General features: G+C 39.2%; 16 protein-coding genes. 1 reads left to right on the top strand and 15 read right to left on the bottom strand.

What is annotated here, in order from left to right; all coding sequences use genetic code 11:
* Positions 1 to 2: 2 nt before the first annotated feature.
* The 8 genes from RU93_RS01350 to RU93_RS01315 all read right to left on the bottom strand — a co-directional run bounded on the left by RU93_RS01350 (position 3) and on the right by RU93_RS01315 (position 6,789).
* A complete protein-coding gene (locus RU93_RS01350) occupies positions 3 to 1,289 on the bottom strand; it encodes a dihydroorotase (RefSeq protein ID WP_071873815.1) in 1,287 nt (428 codons plus the stop codon).
* 13 nt (positions 1,290 to 1,302) lie between these two features.
* On the bottom strand, positions 1,303 to 2,229 hold the full coding sequence (locus tag RU93_RS01345) for an aspartate carbamoyltransferase catalytic subunit (protein ID WP_071873814.1): 927 nt from the start codon (positions 2,227 to 2,229) through the stop codon (positions 1,303 to 1,305).
* 17 nt (positions 2,230 to 2,246) lie between these two features.
* A complete protein-coding gene (locus tag RU93_RS01340) occupies positions 2,247 to 3,527 on the bottom strand; it encodes a uracil-xanthine permease family protein (protein WP_071873813.1) in 1,281 nt (426 codons plus the stop codon).
* 10 nt (positions 3,528 to 3,537) lie between these two features.
* Positions 3,538 to 4,074: a bifunctional pyr operon transcriptional regulator/uracil phosphoribosyltransferase PyrR gene (gene pyrR, locus RU93_RS01335; protein WP_071873812.1), complete on the bottom strand. Its 537-nt coding sequence runs from the start codon at positions 4,072 to 4,074 to the stop codon at positions 3,538 to 3,540.
* Positions 4,075 to 4,307: 233 nt separating this feature from the next.
* Positions 4,308 to 5,216 (bottom strand): RluA family pseudouridine synthase, encoded by a 909-nt coding sequence (locus tag RU93_RS01330; RefSeq protein ID WP_071873811.1) that lies wholly within the window; start codon positions 5,214 to 5,216, stop codon positions 4,308 to 4,310.
* Complete coding sequence (gene lspA / locus RU93_RS01325) at positions 5,200 to 5,676, bottom strand: signal peptidase II (protein ID WP_071873810.1); 477 nt, start codon at positions 5,674 to 5,676, stop codon at positions 5,200 to 5,202. Before lspA ends, RU93_RS01330 begins: the two co-directional genes overlap by 17 nt.
* Positions 5,677 to 5,691: 15 nt before the next feature.
* Positions 5,692 to 6,381 (bottom strand): CBS domain-containing protein, encoded by a 690-nt coding sequence (locus RU93_RS01320; protein WP_071873809.1) that lies wholly within the window; start codon positions 6,379 to 6,381, stop codon positions 5,692 to 5,694.
* Positions 6,382 to 6,390: 9 nt separating this feature from the next.
* On the bottom strand, positions 6,391 to 6,789 hold the full coding sequence (locus tag RU93_RS01315; protein ID WP_071873808.1) for an EbsA family protein: 399 nt from the start codon (positions 6,787 to 6,789) through the stop codon (positions 6,391 to 6,393).
* A 56-nt stretch (positions 6,790 to 6,845) separates the two neighbouring features.
* Between RU93_RS01315 and RU93_RS01310 the strand changes: the two genes are divergently transcribed.
* Positions 6,846 to 7,259: a ribonuclease HI family protein gene (locus tag RU93_RS01310; protein ID WP_071873807.1), complete on the top strand. Its 414-nt coding sequence runs from the start codon at positions 6,846 to 6,848 to the stop codon at positions 7,257 to 7,259.
* On the opposite strand, the gene cls is transcribed toward RU93_RS01310, so the two are convergent.
* From cls to RU93_RS01275, 7 genes are all read right to left on the bottom strand, one after another.
* Positions 7,242 to 8,696 (bottom strand): cardiolipin synthase, encoded by a 1,455-nt coding sequence (gene cls, locus RU93_RS01305; protein ID WP_071873806.1) that lies wholly within the window; start codon positions 8,694 to 8,696, stop codon positions 7,242 to 7,244. The two genes, RU93_RS01310 and cls, sit on opposite strands and share 18 nt — an antisense overlap.
* 26 nt (positions 8,697 to 8,722) lie before the next feature.
* Positions 8,723 to 9,874, bottom strand: a complete 1,152-nt coding sequence (locus RU93_RS01300) for a cation diffusion facilitator family transporter (RefSeq protein ID WP_071873805.1) — start codon at positions 9,872 to 9,874, stop codon at positions 8,723 to 8,725.
* Between the two features lie 170 nt (positions 9,875 to 10,044).
* Positions 10,045 to 12,684 carry an alanine--tRNA ligase gene (gene alaS, locus RU93_RS01295; RefSeq protein WP_071873804.1) on the bottom strand — a complete coding sequence of 880 codons (2,640 nt, stop codon included), beginning with the start codon at positions 12,682 to 12,684 and terminating at the stop codon, positions 10,045 to 10,047.
* Between the two features lie 371 nt (positions 12,685 to 13,055).
* On the bottom strand, positions 13,056 to 14,108 hold the full coding sequence (locus RU93_RS01290) for a DUF7278 family profilin-like fold-containing protein (RefSeq protein ID WP_071873803.1): 1,053 nt from the start codon (positions 14,106 to 14,108) through the stop codon (positions 13,056 to 13,058).
* Between the two features lie 142 nt (positions 14,109 to 14,250).
* Positions 14,251 to 15,597: a DEAD/DEAH box helicase gene (locus RU93_RS01285; RefSeq protein ID WP_071873802.1), complete on the bottom strand. Its 1,347-nt coding sequence runs from the start codon at positions 15,595 to 15,597 to the stop codon at positions 14,251 to 14,253.
* A gap of 119 nt (positions 15,598 to 15,716) precedes the next feature.
* Positions 15,717 to 16,364: an HD domain-containing protein gene (locus tag RU93_RS01280; RefSeq protein WP_071873801.1), complete on the bottom strand. Its 648-nt coding sequence runs from the start codon at positions 16,362 to 16,364 to the stop codon at positions 15,717 to 15,719.
* Positions 16,354 to 17,529, bottom strand: coding sequence for a THUMP domain-containing class I SAM-dependent RNA methyltransferase (locus RU93_RS01275; RefSeq protein WP_071873875.1), 1,176 nt, complete (start codon positions 17,527 to 17,529; stop codon positions 16,354 to 16,356). The genes RU93_RS01280 and RU93_RS01275 overlap by 11 nt, the downstream gene beginning before the upstream one ends.
* Between the last annotated feature and the right edge of the window lie 21 nt (positions 17,530 to 17,550).

Here is a 17,550-nt window from a genome sequence, read left to right as displayed (position 1 = left end):
TATTATTTCCCACCTTTTTTTTGCCATGCTATTTTACCATCTACGAGTGTCACTGTTGTATCACCATATAATTTCCACCCAACGAATGGTGTATTAATACTCTTTGATAAAAATTGTTGATCATCGACTACATATTCCGTTTCTAAATCAAAAATTGCAAGATCTGCGGGTCCGCCAATCGTCAGACGCCCAGCATTTAAACCAAAGATTTCTGCTGGTTTAATCGCCATCCAATCAACAACTTGTTCTAAAGTGAAAACACCTGTTTTTACAAAGTGCGTGTAAATCATTTGGAAAGCATATTCGGAGCCCACAATTCCAAATGGTGAATCAACAAAACTTTGATTTTTTTCTTCGTGACTATGAGGTGCATGGTCCGTTGCAATACAGTCAATCGTGCCATCTAATAAACCTTCAATCAGTGCTTTTTGGTCATCACTCGCCCGGAGCGGTGGATTCATTTTCCAATAACCATTATCTTCTGGAATATCTTCATCCATTAAAACGAGATGGTGTGGGCAAACTTCGCATGTTACGTTGATTCCTGCTTGCTTGGCTTCACGAATAATTCGAACACTTTCTTTACTTGATACGTGGCACACATGATAATGAACACCTGTTTCTTCTGCTAAAAGTAAGTCACGCGCGATTTGCGAAGATTCTGTCGCACTCATGATTCCAGGTAAGCCTAACTCTTCTGAACGTTTGCCTAAGTGCATCACACCGTCAAACAATAAGGACTCATCCTCGGTATGGGCTACGATTGAACGATTATTTTTAGCCGCAGCTTTCATCGCTAAGTACATCGTCCCCGCTGTTTGAACCCCAACGCCATCGTTGGTAAAAGCAAAGGCTCCAGCTTGTGTTAAACCATCATAATCGACTAATGTTTCACTATGTAAGTTTTCAGTCATTGGCGCATATTGCAAGACTTTGACCACCGCGTCACGATCAATGATTTTTTGGACTTCTTCAAAACGTTCGACAGTATCTGGGACTGGGTTTAAGTTCGGCATTGCACAGACCGTTGTGAATCCTCCCCGTGCTGCTGCTTGACTTCCGGTTTCAATCGTTTCTTTATACGTAAAACCAGGCTCTCTAAAATGGACATGGACATCGACTAATCCTGGCGTAATCAATTGACCTTTCACGTCAATCACTTGTTCAAATGTTTCGGCATTAAATGCTTCACCAATTGCGTGAATCTTTCCTTCTTTAATCCAAATATCTACCGTTGTTAATTCGTTATCGTGAGAAACAATTCTCCCATTTTTAATTAATGTATTCATGTCTACTTCCTCCTTATGATCGTCCTGTTAATACTGCTTCTAAAATGGCCATTCGCATATAAACACCGTTAGACATTTGGGTAATAATCCGTGATTGCATCCCTTCTACCAGCGAATCTGCTAGTTCTACATCGCGGTTAACGGGTGCTGGGTGCATAATAATGGCATGTTTTTTAAGACGTTTCGCACGCTCTTCCGTTAACCCATACGCTTGATGATACTCTTCTTTTGAGAAGCTTTTTTCATCGCCATGGCGTTCATGTTGGACACGAAGCATCATCATCACATCGACTTCTTCGACTAATTCATCCAGTGGCAAGTAGTGTCCGTAAACTTCAAATTCATCTTTATACCATTCTTTAGGGCCAGAGAAAAAGACTTTTGCTCCCAAGCGTTTTAACATTTGCATATTTGATTTTGCGACACGCGAGTGCGTGATATCGCCTACGATCGCCACTTTTAAGTTCTCAAAGCTACCAAATTCTTCATAGATGGTCATTAAATCAAGTAAACATTGCGTAGGATGTTGACCACTTCCATCGCCACCATTGATGATGCCACATTGGATCGTGCGACTTTCGATTAATTCATCGTAGTAATGTTCATCTCCGTGACGAATGACTGCGACGTCTACTCCAATCGCTGACATCGTTAAGACCGTGTCATAAAGTGTTTCACCTTTTGTAACGGAGCTTTTTGATTCTTCAAATTCAATCGTTTCAATGCCTAGTTTTCTTTCCGCTACTTCAAAGCTTTTATGCGTTCTTGTACTATTTTCGAAAAATAAATTCGTCGCAAAATACTGACTTTTCTCAGGATTCCATTGCGCACCCCGTTTAAATTCTTGTCCTCGATGGATAAGTCCCATCACTTCTTGGTCGGATAAAGCTTCCACCGATAATAAATGTTTTAAACTAATGCGTTCTGATTGAATAATCATGTTGTTTCCTCCTTGATTTACTTTTCTTCGCTACGAGACGTTTCTGGTAAAATAAGATTTAAAAAGATGCCTAAGACTGTCGCTAAAGCCATCGCTGAGAGTGTGAAGGTCCCAATTTCTAATACGAGTCCGCCAATCCCTACGACTAAAATGACGGAAGCGATGATCAAATTTTTCTTGCGATCAAAGTCGATGTTGTTTTCAATTAAAATTTTTAAGCCACTCGCGGCAATGACACCAAAGAGCACAAAACTAATGCCGGAGATAACCGGATTTGGAATGCTCAAAATTAAGGCACTCATTTTCCCGACGAAGCCAAGAGCGACTGCAAAAACTGCTGCCCCACCAATGACAAACACGCTATGTACTCGCGTGATTGCGAGTACGCCAATATTTTCACCATAACTCGTTGTTGGCGGACCACCGATAAGTCCTGCGACAATTTGCGCAGCCCCGTCACCTGCGAGGGTTTTACTTAATCCAGGATTGTCAAAGAAATTACGTTTCGTTAATTTATTCAAAACCATTAAATGACCGATATGTTCTGTCATTGTCACAAAAGCAATGGGAGCCATTGTGACGATAGCGCCTAACTGGAGCGTTGGCGTATATTGCACAAAGGGAATTTCAAAATTCGGTAATGAGAACCAACTTGCATTGGCAATCAGACTTAAATCCACAATTCCAGCCAGTAATGCGACGATATAACCACTCACAATCCCAAGTAAAATCGGAATTAAGCCTAAGAATCCTTTAAACCACATATTGAAAAAGATTGTTAATGCTAAGGTAGCGAGGGCGACAAAGACGTATCGAAAGTCATAGTTGCCAGCTTCATTAAACATCGCGCTGTTCGCCGCATTAGCTGCTAAACCTAACCCGATCACCATGATAACTGGTCCGACTACGATTGGCGGTAACACTTTATCTAACCATGCTGCACCAATTTTTTGAATAATCACCGCTACAATCAGGTAAACTAGTCCCGTTGTCATTGCTCCTTGAGCAATCGCAGGATAACCTTGCGTTTGCATGAGCATTTGCATCGCGGCAATAAAAGCAAAACTACTTCCAAGATACGCTGGGATTTTTCCTTTGGTAATGGTTAAGTAAACCAATGTTCCAAGGCCAGAACTCACTAAGGCAATCCCAGGATCCAGTCCGACTAAACGAGGAACGAGCACCGTCGCACCAAACATGGTGAATAAATGTTGTAAGCTTAAACCAAGCCATTGAAACGGTTTTGGTCGATCACCGATGTCTAAAACGGCCTCGGTATTTCTAAAAGTGTCTTTCATAAAATCTTTCCTACCCTTCTGTTTTGATGACGATGCGGTCACGTCCATCTAATTCTTGCATTTCCACAATAATTTCTTCTTTCGTTGAAGTTGGAATGTTTTTTCCAACAAAATCAGCGCGAACAGGCAGTTCTCGATGTCCTCGGTCAACAAGGACAGCTAGACCAATTCGTTTTGGCCGACCAAAATCCATAATGGCATCCAGTGCTGCGCGAATAGTGCGTCCGGTAAACAAAACATCATCAATTAAAATAACTTCTTTTCCTTCTAATGAAACTGGGATATTCGAATCATGTAATTCCGCTTCTTCAAGTTCTTGTTTTTTATCATCTCGGTATAACGTAATATCAAGTTCTCCTACCGGGACTTCAATATTTTCTAATTCTTTTAATCGTTGTGCAATCCGTTGTGCAATAAAAATACCGCGTGTTTTAATACCAATTAAAACCACATTCTCGATTCCTTGATGCCGTTCAATGATTTCATATGTTATCCGCGTAATTGCTCGTTTCATCGTTAGCGCATCGACCACTTCTTTTGATTTCATGTTCTTCCTCCTTCATTTTGACAATAAAAAAACTCCTACCCGTTTTAAGGTAGGAGTGACTGTTTTTAGATTTATGGCTACACAAAAAGCCATAGAAATTCCACACGAGATCATCGAGTCTTATTCGCAAATAAGCTCAATCTCTCTTCACTGCCTTCTTAGCCTCACGGGACTACATTAAAGGACACTATTTAATTTTATTAAAGTAACTATACTATTCTTTATCTTAAAAATCAATCTATTTTCTTAAGTTTTGCAAGAGTATTTTCAAATTGTGCGGGAATCGGCACTTCAAAAACGAGTTCTTCACCCGTTTTAGGATGTTTAAAGCCTAGTTTTTTCGCATGTAAATACTGTCCTTGGCCTTCAAGTGTTTTTCGTGGTCCGTAAATGGGATCTCCTGCTAAAGGAAAACCAATATATTGCATATGGACCCGAATTTGGTGCGTTCGTCCCGTTTCCAATTGTAACTCGACTAGCGTAAAGTTCTCAAAACGCTCTAAGACGGTAAAATGTGTAACTGCAGGTTTACCATCCGCGATGACAGCTTGTACTTTACGGTTGGTTTTTGACCGACCAATCGGAGCATTAATCGTTCCTTTGTCGTGTGAAATATTTCCATGCACGAGTGCCACATATTTTCGCAATGTTGTTTTATCTTTTAATTGCTGTGCTAATGATTCATGAGTCGCATTGTTTTTTGCGACCATTAATAAACCGGAAGTGTCCTTGTCGATACGGTGAACAATCCCTGGACGAATCACGTCATTAATGCTTGATAAACTTTTTAAATGATACAATAGCGCGTTGACAAGAGTCCCATTGGGATGCCCAGCAGAAGGATGAACGACCATCCCTTGACCTTTATTGACAACTGCTAAATCATCATCTTCATAAATAATTTCTAGTGGCAAATCTTCTGGTAACAAATCGAGTTCTTTCGGTTCTGGAATCGTAATGACCAATGTTTCTCCTGAAACGACTTTACGACTAGCGCGCACCGCTTCTCCTTCGACGGTCACAACCCCGCTTTTTAACCAATGCTGAATTTGCGAACGACTATATTCAGGTAATAACGCGACCAGTACTTTATCTGTCCTCCCTGTCTCATCTTGAATTGTTACGTTAATTTGCTTTTCCATGTTGTTTTCCTTTCAACTTTTCCTCAAAAATTGTATAGATAAAGATACCTACGACACCTATAAATAAAGTGGCATCCGCTACATTAAAAATCGGGAAAGTAATAAATTCTGTTTGAAACATATCGATGACATAACCAAGACGCATTCGATCAATAAAGTTCCCGATTGCCCCCGCAAGGACAAAAGAAAGACCTAGAAGAAATAGCCAATGTTCGTTCCGATATTTAATCAGTAAATAAGTGATTACTGTCACCGCAATCACGGTAATAATAAAGAAGAAAATCATCTGTCCTTCTAAAATACTCCAAGCAGCTCCTCTGTTTTGGATGTACGTTAAGGATAACACCGATGGAATAAAGCCTTGACTTTCACCTAAGGCTAAATTCGTTACAGTCCAATATTTTACCCATTGGTCGATTCCGATTAAAATGACACTAATAAAAAAATAAATCGCTAGCATATTTCCACTCTCTTCTCATATGTTTAGTATATCTCTTGGGCGAATAATCCCTACCAATTGACCATTAGGTCGACCATCTTTGGTAATTAAAATGGCTTCTAGCAGCCCGTTCTCTTTAAACATTGATTGTGCCACAATCAATGGACAATCTTGTGCGACAAATTCGTAATTACTCGCTTTTCCATCACTTAAAATCAAATCTTTTGCCATTTTTCCTTCTAATTCAACGGATCCTTTAAGACTTTCTTTTGCTAGCCAATAACCGATTGCTCGTAAAGTAATTAAACCCGTAAAGCGTCCTTTGTCATATAGCGGAAATTGAGAGTAGCGTTTGCGCGCAACGATTTTTAACAGCTCGTTTAAGGGAACCGTTTGTTCAAAACCGGTCACTTTTTTACTAAAGCGCGGGAAAACTTTTTCTGGTTGCATCAAATCCGTCTCAATGGTCAAGATTCGATGAACCAACCATTGATTGGGTTCGGCTATAATAAAATTTTCGCTAATTTGCTCATGAACAATCGCATTTCGTAATTGCGAAATTTGCAGAAGATCGTCTTCATACTGTTTGACGAGTAAGTCTGGCCTACTTGCTAGGCGACGCACCATCTGCGAAAACCCCATATTCCGAGGGTTACCCAGCTCTTCTCTTAGCCATTTTTCAATGCGATTAAAACTTGTCAAAAATATATTTGCTTGCTCTCCCATAGTCATCCCTCACACTTCTGTTAATTTTTCAGGAAATTTTTGTTGCAATAGGTGACTGAACGCTTTTTGGTTTTTTGAAAAAAAATAGCCTTCAAATTTTTTTCCATGGTATTCAAATAGCAAGTGATTTTTTTGCCACTGAATCTGTTCGATTTCTTCGTAGGGAATCGAAACAGGACACCACTGCATCACACTAGAGAGCGTTATCGATGTTTCCGAAAAACGTAGATATCTTTTGCGACTTAAAAGAAGCAATAAAAAAAAGAAAAAAAATGCCAATAAACTTTTCCAATAAACAGTTGACTTTTCTAAAGTTAAAATAAAACCTAGGAAGAAGAATGTAAATGTAGTTGACCAATAAATAATAGCAATGGACAATTCTGGCTGCCAGTAAAATTTTCGCGCCATTCTTTCGCCTCCTGAAGTATAATAGAAATATAATAATAAGTGAGGTGGTCTGTCGGATGATTAAAGCCTATATCGATGCTTCTACTAAAGGAAATCCCGGCCCGAGTGCAGGGGGTATTCTTCTTGTTGGCGAGCAGCTACATATTCAAAAAACCATTCCTTTACCCGATTTAACAAATCACCAAGCAGAATTTGCTACTTTTGTCGCATTGCTTGATGAACTAATTGAACAAAAGCATACAAAAGAAACAATTTTTATTTATACAGATAGTAAGATTTTAGCAGAAACCATTGAAAAGGACTATACTAATAACCTGGATTTTAAAAGTTATTTAAGTGAAATAAAAGCGCGCTTGCCTCTGTTTGATTTGGTCATCATCCAGTGGATTCCTGAAAATCAAAATAAAGGCGCCGATAACTTAGCGCGGCAAGGGTTACAAAAACGGTTAGCATCAAAGAATCGGAGATAATAATCGAGCCACAGACTGTTTTGTTTTTAACCATAGCGACTGTTGAGCAATCATTGCATCCGTCAATTCAATGGATTGTTCCAAATCTTTTTCAAATGTTTCGGCTAATGTTTTTGTCAATTCCTGATTATACACAAAAGCATTCACTTCAAAATTCAAAGCATAACTACGAATATCTTGGTTCATGGTTCCAAACGAAGAAATATGGTCATCAATAACCAAGACTTTCGCATGTAAAAATCCTCCCGTATAAATCGAGATTTTTACTCCTTTTTTGTGTAAGTTACTCGCATAATATTGCGTTGCACGATAAATAAAAGGATGATCGGGCATACATGGAATCATAATATTGACTTCAACGCCAGAACGCACAGCAATCAGTAAGGCATCCATCATTGAATCATCTGGAATCAGATATGGCGTTTGAATGAGAATCCGTTTTTTTGCTCCCAAAATCATTTTAATAAAGCCACCTTTTAGTACTTGATCATCACGATTCGGACCATCAGCCACGATTTGCAAACTGATATTCCCGAGTTCTTCTTGCGTTGGGAGAGTAAAGAATTTGGGTTGGTACGTTAAATAATCTTCGGCACACGTCACCGATGCATTCCAATCTCGAATAAAAACTTCTTGCAGACTGAAAGAAGCTGTCCCAATAATTCGCGCATGCGTATCACGCCAATACCCAAACTTCTTTGTCACGTTTAAATATTGATCCCCAACATTAAATCCTCCCGTCCAGCTAATTTTCCCATCAATAATCACTACTTTTCGATGAAGGTGATAATTCAGTCGCGTTTTACGAATAAAGTCGCGGGCTGTAATAAACGGCAAGACTTTTCCACCCGCTTGAATTAATGGGTTAAAAAAGCGGATAGTTGTCCCGCCGCCAAAAGGATCAAATAATACGCGTACCTCTAACCCTTCTTGGGCTTTTTTTACTAATAATTGCAACAATTGATTACCGATTTGATCATCAAAAATCGCGTAATATTCAAGATGAATCGTTGCTTTCGCTTGCTGGATATCTTGTAGTAATTGCTTGAACTTCTCTTGCCCATCGGTAATAATACGGACTTGATTTCCGCGAGTCACAGGCGCTTCTTGCGAGTAATTAAAGTAGTCTTTTAAAAGTTCTGAGCTACTCGATTGGCTTTCGATTAGAAATTGCTGATTATGACTCTCAATTAATTGATTGATTTCTTCAATTCGTTGCTCACGATGGCTGTTCAAGCGATAAATGATTTCATCATCTATTTTTCGCCCGGCAAAGAGATAGAGAAAAAAACCAATACCTGGCAAAAAAATTAAAGCTAGTAACCAAGCAAATACACTGGCAATCGATCGCGGGCGCCGAAAGACCGTAATAATTGCTCCAATGGTATTGATAACCAATAATACGAATAACCCTACTACAAACCAATTATTTTCCATGATATCCCTCACAGATGCCCCTGATTTTACAATAAATAATGATGATCAAGGGTCATTTCTATTTTATAAGCTTCTTTGTAAATTGATAATTGTTGGTGAATCGTTTCTTTAATTTCTTGTTCTTTTACTTGGTTACCTTCAGGAACAACTAAATCAAATTGCAAATGATTATTGGGTAAAATTCGAAAATCATGCATCCGAAAATCTTGATTTAATCCCTTTAAGCAGCCTTTGACAATGCGATGGATTTCTAGATACTCAGGATTGTCAATCGGAACAGGATCTAGATGACAGACCAGATGGACACCTAACGTCTTTCTCACGTCTTTTTCAATTAAATCAACGACATCGTGAGCTTTCATCAAATTCCAACGACTATCGACTTCGATGTGCACAGAGGCGAAGCGTTGCTGCGGTCCATAATTATGAATTAATAAATCATGGTAGCCAAGAAGCATCGGATAACGACTTAATTGATTTTCAATTTTTTTAATTTCTTTATCGGTCGGTCGTTGGCCCACTAATTCATTCACAAAATCTTTCACCATTGAAAGACCACTATACAAAATATACAAGGCAATCAAAAGACCCATATAGCCATCGATTTTTAACCCCGTCGTGCGTTCTACTAGCACGGATACTAAGACAGCCGTTGTCATGTACACGTCATTAAAACTATCTTGGGCATTGACAATGAGTGTCTGCGATTGGATTTTATGACCAGTAAAGCGGTACATTAATCCTTGATAAATTTTGATTAAAATCGATAAGATTAAAACGAGCAAGATCGCCCGTGAAAATTGAATGGCGCTTGGGGTAATGATTTTTTCAATTGAGTTCATTAAGAATTGAAACCCAACGAAACTAATTAATAATGCGACTGCGAGTCCCGTTAAATATTCAAATCGCTCATGTCCATAAGGATGGTCTTTATCGGCTGGTTTTCCGGCGATTTTAAAACCGAATAAAACAATCACAGATGAAATGGTATCGGATAAACTATTCATCGCATCTGCCATAATGGATACCGAATTAGCAGAAAAGCCAATGAAGAATTTGCCTAGAAACAATATAAAATTCGTCAATAAGCCAAAAACTCCCGAGAAAAACCCGATTTTCCCTCTAACTTCTTCTTTTTGATATTTTTTTTCAATTCGGCGAATAAAAAAACGAACCATTACATGCCATCCCTTTCCTATCTTCTTTATATTCTAACGTTTCTACGGTTGAGTTTCAAACTTTATTCTCAGTTATTCAAACAAACATCGATGATTCAATCATTGAGATGAAAAACTTCAAATTCCAGACAAAGATTGTCTAACGAATTTGAAGTTTTCGACATGCTATTTTATTGTTGATTTAACCAGTTTACTGCTTCTGCTAAGGCATTTGGAATACCAGCTGGGTTCTTACCCCCTGCTTGAGCCATATCCGGACGTCCACCGCCGCCACCGCCAACTTTCGGTGCAATAGCTTTAATTAAATCGCCAGCTTTCACGCCTTTAGCGACAGCCGTTTGATTGGATGCTACTAATAAGTTAACTTTATCACCTGAAGCCGTCGCAAGCACTAAAACATCAGAAAGTTCTTTTTGTTTCCACTGGTCAGCCAACTGACGTAATTGATTCATGTCTTTTACCGCCACTTGTGCCGTGATATACGTGATTCCATTGGCTTCTTTGACGTCTTTAAAGATATCTCCTGCTTGTTGATTGGCTAATTTACTTAATAGTTGTTCATTTTCTTTTTGTAAATCTTTAACTTGTTGCTGTAATTGTTCTACTTTGTTCACGACTTCCTTCAATTGAGACGATTTCACGATTTGAGCAATTTGGAGTAATTGATTTTCTTCTGCATCGAAAAATTCATAGGCTTTTTGACTCGTTACTGCTTCAATTCTGCGGACTCCTGCACCAATTCCTGATTCAGATGTGATTTTAAATAGCCCAATTGCTTCCGTATTCGTTACGTGATTCCCACCACATAATTCAATCGACCAATCACCAACATTAACAACCCGAACTTTTTTGCCATATTTCTCCCCAAAGAGTGCCATCGCACCCATTTCTTTGGCAGAGTCGATATCTGTTTCGATCGTCACGACCGGAATTGATTCCCAGATTTTTTCTTCGACTAAGCGTTCCATTTTAGCTAGTTCTTCACTTGTCACTTGACCAAAATGCGTGAAATCAAAACGTAAATAATCAGCGGTTACTAATGAACCTGCTTGATTTGCATGTTCCCCTAGCACTTCTTTCAGCGCTTTATGAAGTAAGTGGGTCGCTGTATGATTTTTTAAGACACTATGATGATGCGCTAGATTCACTTGTAAGAGATACGTTTCTCCGACTTTTAAAGGCGTCATCACACGTAATTGGTGTAAATGTTGCCCATTTGGTGCTCGTTTCACATCAATCACTTCAGCCACGAGTTGGTGATCTGCCGTTAAGATGACACCTTTATCCGCTACTTGCCCACCCATTTCTGCATAGAAAGGGGTTTTCGCAAAAATCGCTTGCGCTTCGTCTGTTACGACGCCCTCAACGAGTTGCTCATCTTGAATTAAAACCAATAGTTCTGATGTTTGCGTTAGGGTTTCATAACCGACATATTCGCTGTCAACCGTGATATCCGTTAATAGACTTGATTGGACACCCATCGATTTTTCTTTACTACGTGCTGCACGAGCGCGTTCTCTTTGAGCAGTCATCGCTTGTTCAAAACCAACGTGATCGGCTGTAAAGCCAGCTTCTTCTACGATTTCTTCTGTTAATTCAACTGGGAACCCATAGGTATCATACAATTTGAAGATGATTGAACCCTCTAATTCTGATTGATTGGATTCTTTTAATTCGGTAATTACTTGTTGTAAGATATCCATTCCTTCATTAATCGTTTCATGGAAGCGTTCCTCTTCCGTACGAACAACTTTTTGAATGAACGTTTGGTTTTCTACTACTTCAGGATAGTAACTTTCCATAATTTGGCCGACAACGGGCACCATTTTATATAAGAAAGCTTCTTTAATTCCTAATTTTTGGCCATGCATCACAGCGCGACGTAATAAGCGGCGCAAAACGTAACCGCGTCCTTCATTAGAAGGCAAGGCGCCGTCCCCAATTGCAAAGGATAAGGCACGGATATGGTCAGCAATTACTTTAAATGACGTATCTGTCAGAGTGTCATCTCCGTATTTAACATGACTCAACGCTTCAACAGCTTGGATAATCGGCATGAACAAATCCGTTTCAAAGTTAGTTGGCGCATTTTGAATAATGGAAACGACCCGTTCCAGTCCCATGCCCGTATCAATGTTTTTATTTGGAAGTGGTACGTAAGTGTTATCAGGTTTGTGGTTAAATTCAGAAAAGACTAAATTCCAAATTTCTAAATAACGCTCATTTTCGCCACCGGGGAAGTTTTCAGGATCATCTTCTGCCACATCATTAAAGGCTTCGCCACGATCATAAAAGATTTCCGTACAAGGACCACTTGGACCCACACCAATATCCCAAAAGTTATCTTGTAACTCAATGACGTGGTCTTCTGGTAACCCAACTTCTTCAATCCATAGACGTTTTGCTTCCGTATCTTCTGGATAAACGGTCACAAATAATTTTTCAGGATCAAATGCTAACCACTGAGGAGACGTTAAAAATTCCCATGCCCAAACAACCGCTTCTTTTTTAAAGTAGTCGCCGATGGAAAAGTTCCCTAACATTTCAAACATCGTATGATGACGCGCCGTTTTCCCAACATTTTCAATATCATTTGTTCGAATGGATTTTTGAGCATTTGTAATTCGCGGATTTTCTGGAACAATGGAACCATCAAAATATTTTTTTAACGTTGCCACACCAGAGTTGATCCATAATAACGTCGGATCATTCACGGGAATTAAAGACGCGCTTGGTTCAATTCGATGCCCTTTTTCTTTAAAAAAATCCAAATACATTTGACGAATTTGTGCACTTGATAATTGCTTCATTTTTTATTTTCCTTCTTTCCTATTCTCTATGAGACACAAAAAAACACCCTGCAAGACAAGGACGTCGATACGCGGTACCACCTTGTTTGCAATGATGTTTCAAATCATTACCTCTTAAACTCGTTAACGCTGAGTGGCGTTGATATTTCTACCAAATTATCCAAGGGAGCCAATTATTCGTTTCTTGTTTTTCTCTCAGCAATGAAAAACTTTCTGTAAAGAAATGGGGAATAAAAGATATCCTTATCTACTTCTTGAATTATAGGGATTATTACGCTCAATGTCAATCAAAAAAACGCGCAGAAATCCCCTCTTTTTTTCAAGTCGCATTCAGCAAAAGATCGTCCTGAAAACCTTTTACTCTGTGAGACTTACTCTTGACGAATAATAATCGCTTTTCGATACGAATACTCTAGAGGCGACAATTCTTTTTCCTTGGCTAAGATTTGACGAGAACGATAATAAGATGCTAAGGGTAAATAATCAAACAATGGAATGCCGGTATCTGTCCACTTTTCTAATTTCAAATAATCCGAATCGGTTAACTCCCACCCCTGTCGTTTGGTCGCAAAACGTAACCCAAACATATTGACTTGGCTCATTTTTCTCGTCACTTGGCGGCCTTGATAATGATTCCCTTGGTCTAATTCGTTACTCCAGCGAAAGAGCCGACGCGTTCCGCCACCATTCACATATTCCCACTCATCTTCTGTTAGTAGATCATAGACTTGGTCATGTACTTGTTGTTTTAAAGTTTGATGGGTGCATGCTTGATGACTGAAAAGACGATACGTATCCGTTTCGAGTTGTAACTGACCGTAATAACAATTTTTTTCAAATAGTTGATTTGGCACTTCAAATGAAAGACACGCTTCTAATGATTCCGGTACACAAAAAAGGGGAGATAATTGATTTTTTATTGGCAAAAAGGACTCCACTTCTCCGGTAAATTCACCTGTCACCAAGTTAAACTCACCTAAATAGGTCGTACCAACAGGCGATGCTTCTTTTTGAACAAGCATCGGTGAAATCGCCACTTTTCTCAAGGGGCTTGTTGATTCGTTCACAAAAACATCCCAATCTTCCGTTGTTTTTAAGTGATAGTTGGTTTTCATTTTTTGATACTCGTTCGTCAACGTATGCGCCTTTTGATCCCAGGTCGTAACCGGTAATCCTTGCGTTCCAAAATTCCAACCCAAAATGGCTTCTTTATTCCCTGGCACCAAAACAAAGCGTTCACCATCGATGGAACATTCGAATGTTTGGCATTTCACACCTGATAACGAGAATTCTTTGTATTCCACATCGGAAACATACTTCAGTGGACTCACAAAATACATTAAAACCTGATTCATCACTTGCATGCGCAATTCATCAGAAAGAATTTTCCAGTTTTTCCACTCTAGCGCTTCAAAAAAATCCATTTTATCCCCTACTTTCACACCGGCTTTTTCTCTAGTATACCATGCTTCTGATTAAAGGAAAAATCCAATTCCAGAAGACAATTTAAGTGTCTTTTGGAATTGGATTACATAATTGTTATCGGATAAATCTGTCAATAAAAAATTATTGATTCGAATTCTTCTTCGCTTTACGGGCTGTTCGAGTCGTTTGACGACCTTCTAGACGTCGTTTGGCTTTGTTGGTTTTATCAATTTCCCATTGAATTTTCTTTTTGTAGCCAGGTTTAATGTTTTTTTGTTTTTTCTTCACTAACCCTTTGATTTTCGGATCCAATTCTTCACGGGATTTTTCACGTTTTTTGCGACGATTACGGTCATATCCGTCGACAATTTCGTTATTCTTAATTTCTTTAGGGACAAAAGGAATTCCTAATTTTTCAATTTCAACGATGATTTCTTCTTGGCCTGGTTTGTACAATGTAATAGCCGTGCCAGCTAAACCATTGCGTCCAGTACGGCCGACGCGGTGAATGAAGAAATCCAATTCTTCCGGCACTTCCGCATTGATAACATGAGAAACACCTTCAATATCAATCCCACGAGCCGCTAAATCAGTCGCCACGACATATTGATATTCTAAGTTTTGAACTTGACGCATAATTCGTTTACGTTCTCTTGGCGTAATATCACCATGAATTTTTGCGACTTTTAAGCCCTTGTCTTTCAAGTATTCCGCAATATCGTCCACACGTGACTTCGTATTGGCAAACACAATCGCTAAATAAGGATGGCCGACAGTTAACAATTGATAAATTAACCGATTCGTATCTTTGCCTTTTGTTGAAATTAACCAGTTATCGATTGTTTCAGAAATAATCGCTTTCGGGCGAATTTCTTCAATAACTGGATTTTCCATGTATTTTTTCAAAAACGGGCGTAGCTTCTCTGGAATCGTTGCAGAAAAGACCAGCATTTGGATTTTACCAGAAAAACAACTCGCAATTTTATCAACTTCATTTAAAAAACCTAAATCAAGCGTCATATCAGCTTCATCAATGACAAACGCAAAAGCCGTATGGATTTTTAAGGCTTGTTCCGTAATTAAGTCTAAAATACGACCCGGAGTTCCAATCACGATATGGGGTTGTTGATTGTTTAAACGGTTGATTTGACGCTGTTTGTCGGTTCCACCAACAAAGTTAGTCACGCGGATTTCGGGATTAGAGAATACCGCGATTTCTTTGGCCACTTGGTAAAGTTGTGTTGCAAGTTCACGACTAGGAGCCGTAATCACAATTTGGACTTGTTCTTTTGTCGCATCAATTTTATCCATTAATGGCAGTAAAAAGGTCAAGGTCTTCCCGCTACCTGTTTGAGATTGACCGACGACACTACGTCCTTGTTGAATTAACGGAATCAGTTTACTTTGGACTTCCGTTGGGGTTTTAAAGTTCTTTTCAGCTAACGCTTGGTAAATAAATGGTTGGAATGCAAAATTTTCAAATGACATTCAAACACCTTCTTTCTTAATAACATCTTTGTGATTATAACATATTCATTTTTGAAAACCTAATGGAACAAAACATCGCAAGAAAAAAGACTAAAGAAAGCGGATTTCTCTAGTCATTTTTACACATTCCATTCGAGATGAAATTGCTCTAAAAATTGCTCCATAAAATCTTTTCGTTCAAAAGCCAACTTGCGTGCATAGTCTGTATGCATTCGCGCAGGCAATAATAATAATTTTTCATGAAAATGATTAATGACCGTACTTCCTCGGCGATACTCCGTCTTTTGACTGTATACTTTCGGGATAATCGATTCATCATGAATTGGATGCCCTTTACCCCCGCCGTAGTAAGCCGTTCGAAGAATCCCGAGCGCACCGATTGCTTCTAATCGATCGGCATCTTGGACAACTTTACCGGCTAAACTTAGCGGTTCACAGCTTTGACTCATTTCTTTTGAAAAAGACATATTTTGAATAATATGTAAAATTTCTTCAATGTCCGTCTTTGAACACTCAAGGGATTGCAATAGCACGTGCACTTCTTTAATCTTAGCCGCAACATCGTCCACGACTTTATCATCAATCACATCATGCAAATAAGCACTTGCGGCCACTACAAAAGAATCGACAGGTAATTGGTCCTCACGAATGATTGTTTCGGCAAGCCGTGCCACACGACTCACGTGCTGAAAATCATGTCCCGTCTTTTCATCGCTAAGTTCCTGTTGCGTAAAGCGTATTACTTTTTCTAAAGCATTACGCTTCATTTGTTTCCACGCGTGGTTGTCTTGGTGGACGTGTTCCCCAGTATTGGAATAAGTCTGTTCTTAAAGCACCGTTATACAATTTGCGTTTCTTCGTCGCTTTCGCTCCGTAGAATTCCTCAAATAATAAATCACTCGTAATAATATATTTGCTCCAAGTGGTTAAAGGTTTAAAGACTTGACCCATCTCACGATAGAGTTGACGTACTTCTTCTTCTTCCCCTAAACGTTCCCCATAAGGCGGATTTGCCACAATGACCCCATATTCCTTATCCGTATGGAAATCTTTCATCGCTTGTTGTTTAAAGACAATCGAATCTCCTAAGCCAATTTCTTCTGCGTTACGACGTGCAATTTCAATAATTTTTCCATTGATATCTGAACCCGTAATATCTAACACAATATCATAATCAGCCGCTTCTTCTGCTTCGTTACGAGCACTCGCAAAGATTTCTGGTTTAAACCAATCCCATTTCTCACAAGCAAACTCACGGTTAAATCCTGGAGCGATATTATGGCCAATCATCGCGGCTTCGATACATAACGTCCCAGAACCACAAACGGGATCATAAAACGGACGATCTTTGCGCCAATTTGTTAACATTACTAAGGCTGCTGCCATATTTTCTTTAAGCGGCGCGCCCCCTTTTTCTAAACGGTAACCACGTTTAAATAAACTCGGCCCCGTCGTATCAAGTGTCACCATCACATGATCTTTTAAAAGTGCCACTTCGAGTTGGAATAACGCGCCCGTTTCTGCTAGAGGAACTGACGCTGGGCGATGATAATACTCACGCAAACGATTAACAATCGCTTTTTTCGTAATCGCTTGGCAATCAGGTGTACTATATAACGTTGATTTGATCGATTTACCTGCTACTGGGAATTGCGCATCAAGTGGCAAAAAATCTTCCCAAGGCAATGCTTTAACACTTTCAAATAACTCATCAAATGTAAAGGCATCAAATTCACCGACGACAATTTTCACTCGATCGGCCGTTCTTAACCACAAGTTTGTTTTCGCGATCGTTTCCATCGTTCCTTTAAAGCGTGCGCGACCATTTTCTACCGTACATTCAATGCCTAAGTCGCGAAGTTCTTTTCCTACTAAGGCTTCTAAGCCACTTGCTGCAGTAGCAACAAGATTAAATTCTTGATTTTCTTTCATTGTTTTTTCTCCTTTGTGATA

Origin of the sequence: Enterococcus aquimarinus (assembly GCF_001885765.1) — a bacterium.
In the GTDB taxonomy this organism is placed as follows: domain Bacteria; phylum Bacillota; class Bacilli; order Lactobacillales; family Enterococcaceae; genus Enterococcus_I; species Enterococcus_I aquimarinus.
The sequence above is the reverse complement of the archived record's forward strand: the minus strand, read 5'-3'. Positions and strand labels throughout refer to the sequence as shown.

Excerpts from the sequence above, each read along its gene's own strand:
- RU93_RS01285 (WP_071873802.1), bottom strand. The coding sequence starts at position 15,597 with ATGTCATTTGAAAATTTTGCATTCCAACCATTTATTTACCAAGCGTTA.
- RU93_RS01330 (WP_071873811.1), bottom strand. The coding sequence starts at position 5,216 with ATGGAAAAGCAAATTAACGTAACAATTCAAGATGAGACAGGGAGGACA.
- cls (WP_071873806.1), bottom strand. The coding sequence starts at position 8,696 with ATGGAAAATAATTGGTTTGTAGTAGGGTTATTCGTATTATTGGTTATC.
- RU93_RS01345 (WP_071873814.1), bottom strand. The coding sequence starts at position 2,229 with ATGATTATTCAATCAGAACGCATTAGTTTAAAACATTTATTATCGGTG.
- pyrR (WP_071873812.1), bottom strand. The coding sequence starts at position 4,074 with ATGAAATCAAAAGAAGTGGTCGATGCGCTAACGATGAAACGAGCAATT.
- RU93_RS01315 (WP_071873808.1), bottom strand. The coding sequence starts at position 6,789 with ATGGCGCGAAAATTTTACTGGCAGCCAGAATTGTCCATTGCTATTATT.
- RU93_RS01320 (WP_071873809.1), bottom strand. The coding sequence starts at position 6,381 with ATGGGAGAGCAAGCAAATATATTTTTGACAAGTTTTAATCGCATTGAA.
- RU93_RS01290 (WP_071873803.1), bottom strand. The coding sequence starts at position 14,108 with ATGGATTTTTTTGAAGCGCTAGAGTGGAAAAACTGGAAAATTCTTTCT.
- RU93_RS01275 (WP_071873875.1), bottom strand. The coding sequence starts at position 17,529 with ATGAAAGAAAATCAAGAATTTAATCTTGTTGCTACTGCAGCAAGTGGC.
- alaS (WP_071873804.1), bottom strand. The coding sequence starts at position 12,684 with ATGAAGCAATTATCAAGTGCACAAATTCGTCAAATGTATTTGGATTTT.
- RU93_RS01350 (WP_071873815.1), bottom strand. The coding sequence starts at position 1,289 with ATGAATACATTAATTAAAAATGGGAGAATTGTTTCTCACGATAACGAA.
- RU93_RS01310 (WP_071873807.1), top strand. The coding sequence starts at position 6,846 with ATGATTAAAGCCTATATCGATGCTTCTACTAAAGGAAATCCCGGCCCG.
- RU93_RS01340 (WP_071873813.1), bottom strand. The coding sequence starts at position 3,527 with ATGAAAGACACTTTTAGAAATACCGAGGCCGTTTTAGACATCGGTGAT.
- lspA (WP_071873810.1), bottom strand. The coding sequence starts at position 5,676 with ATGCTAGCGATTTATTTTTTTATTAGTGTCATTTTAATCGGAATCGAC.
- RU93_RS01300 (WP_071873805.1), bottom strand. The coding sequence starts at position 9,874 with ATGGTTCGTTTTTTTATTCGCCGAATTGAAAAAAAATATCAAAAAGAA.
- RU93_RS01280 (WP_071873801.1), bottom strand. The coding sequence starts at position 16,364 with ATGAAGCGTAATGCTTTAGAAAAAGTAATACGCTTTACGCAACAGGAA.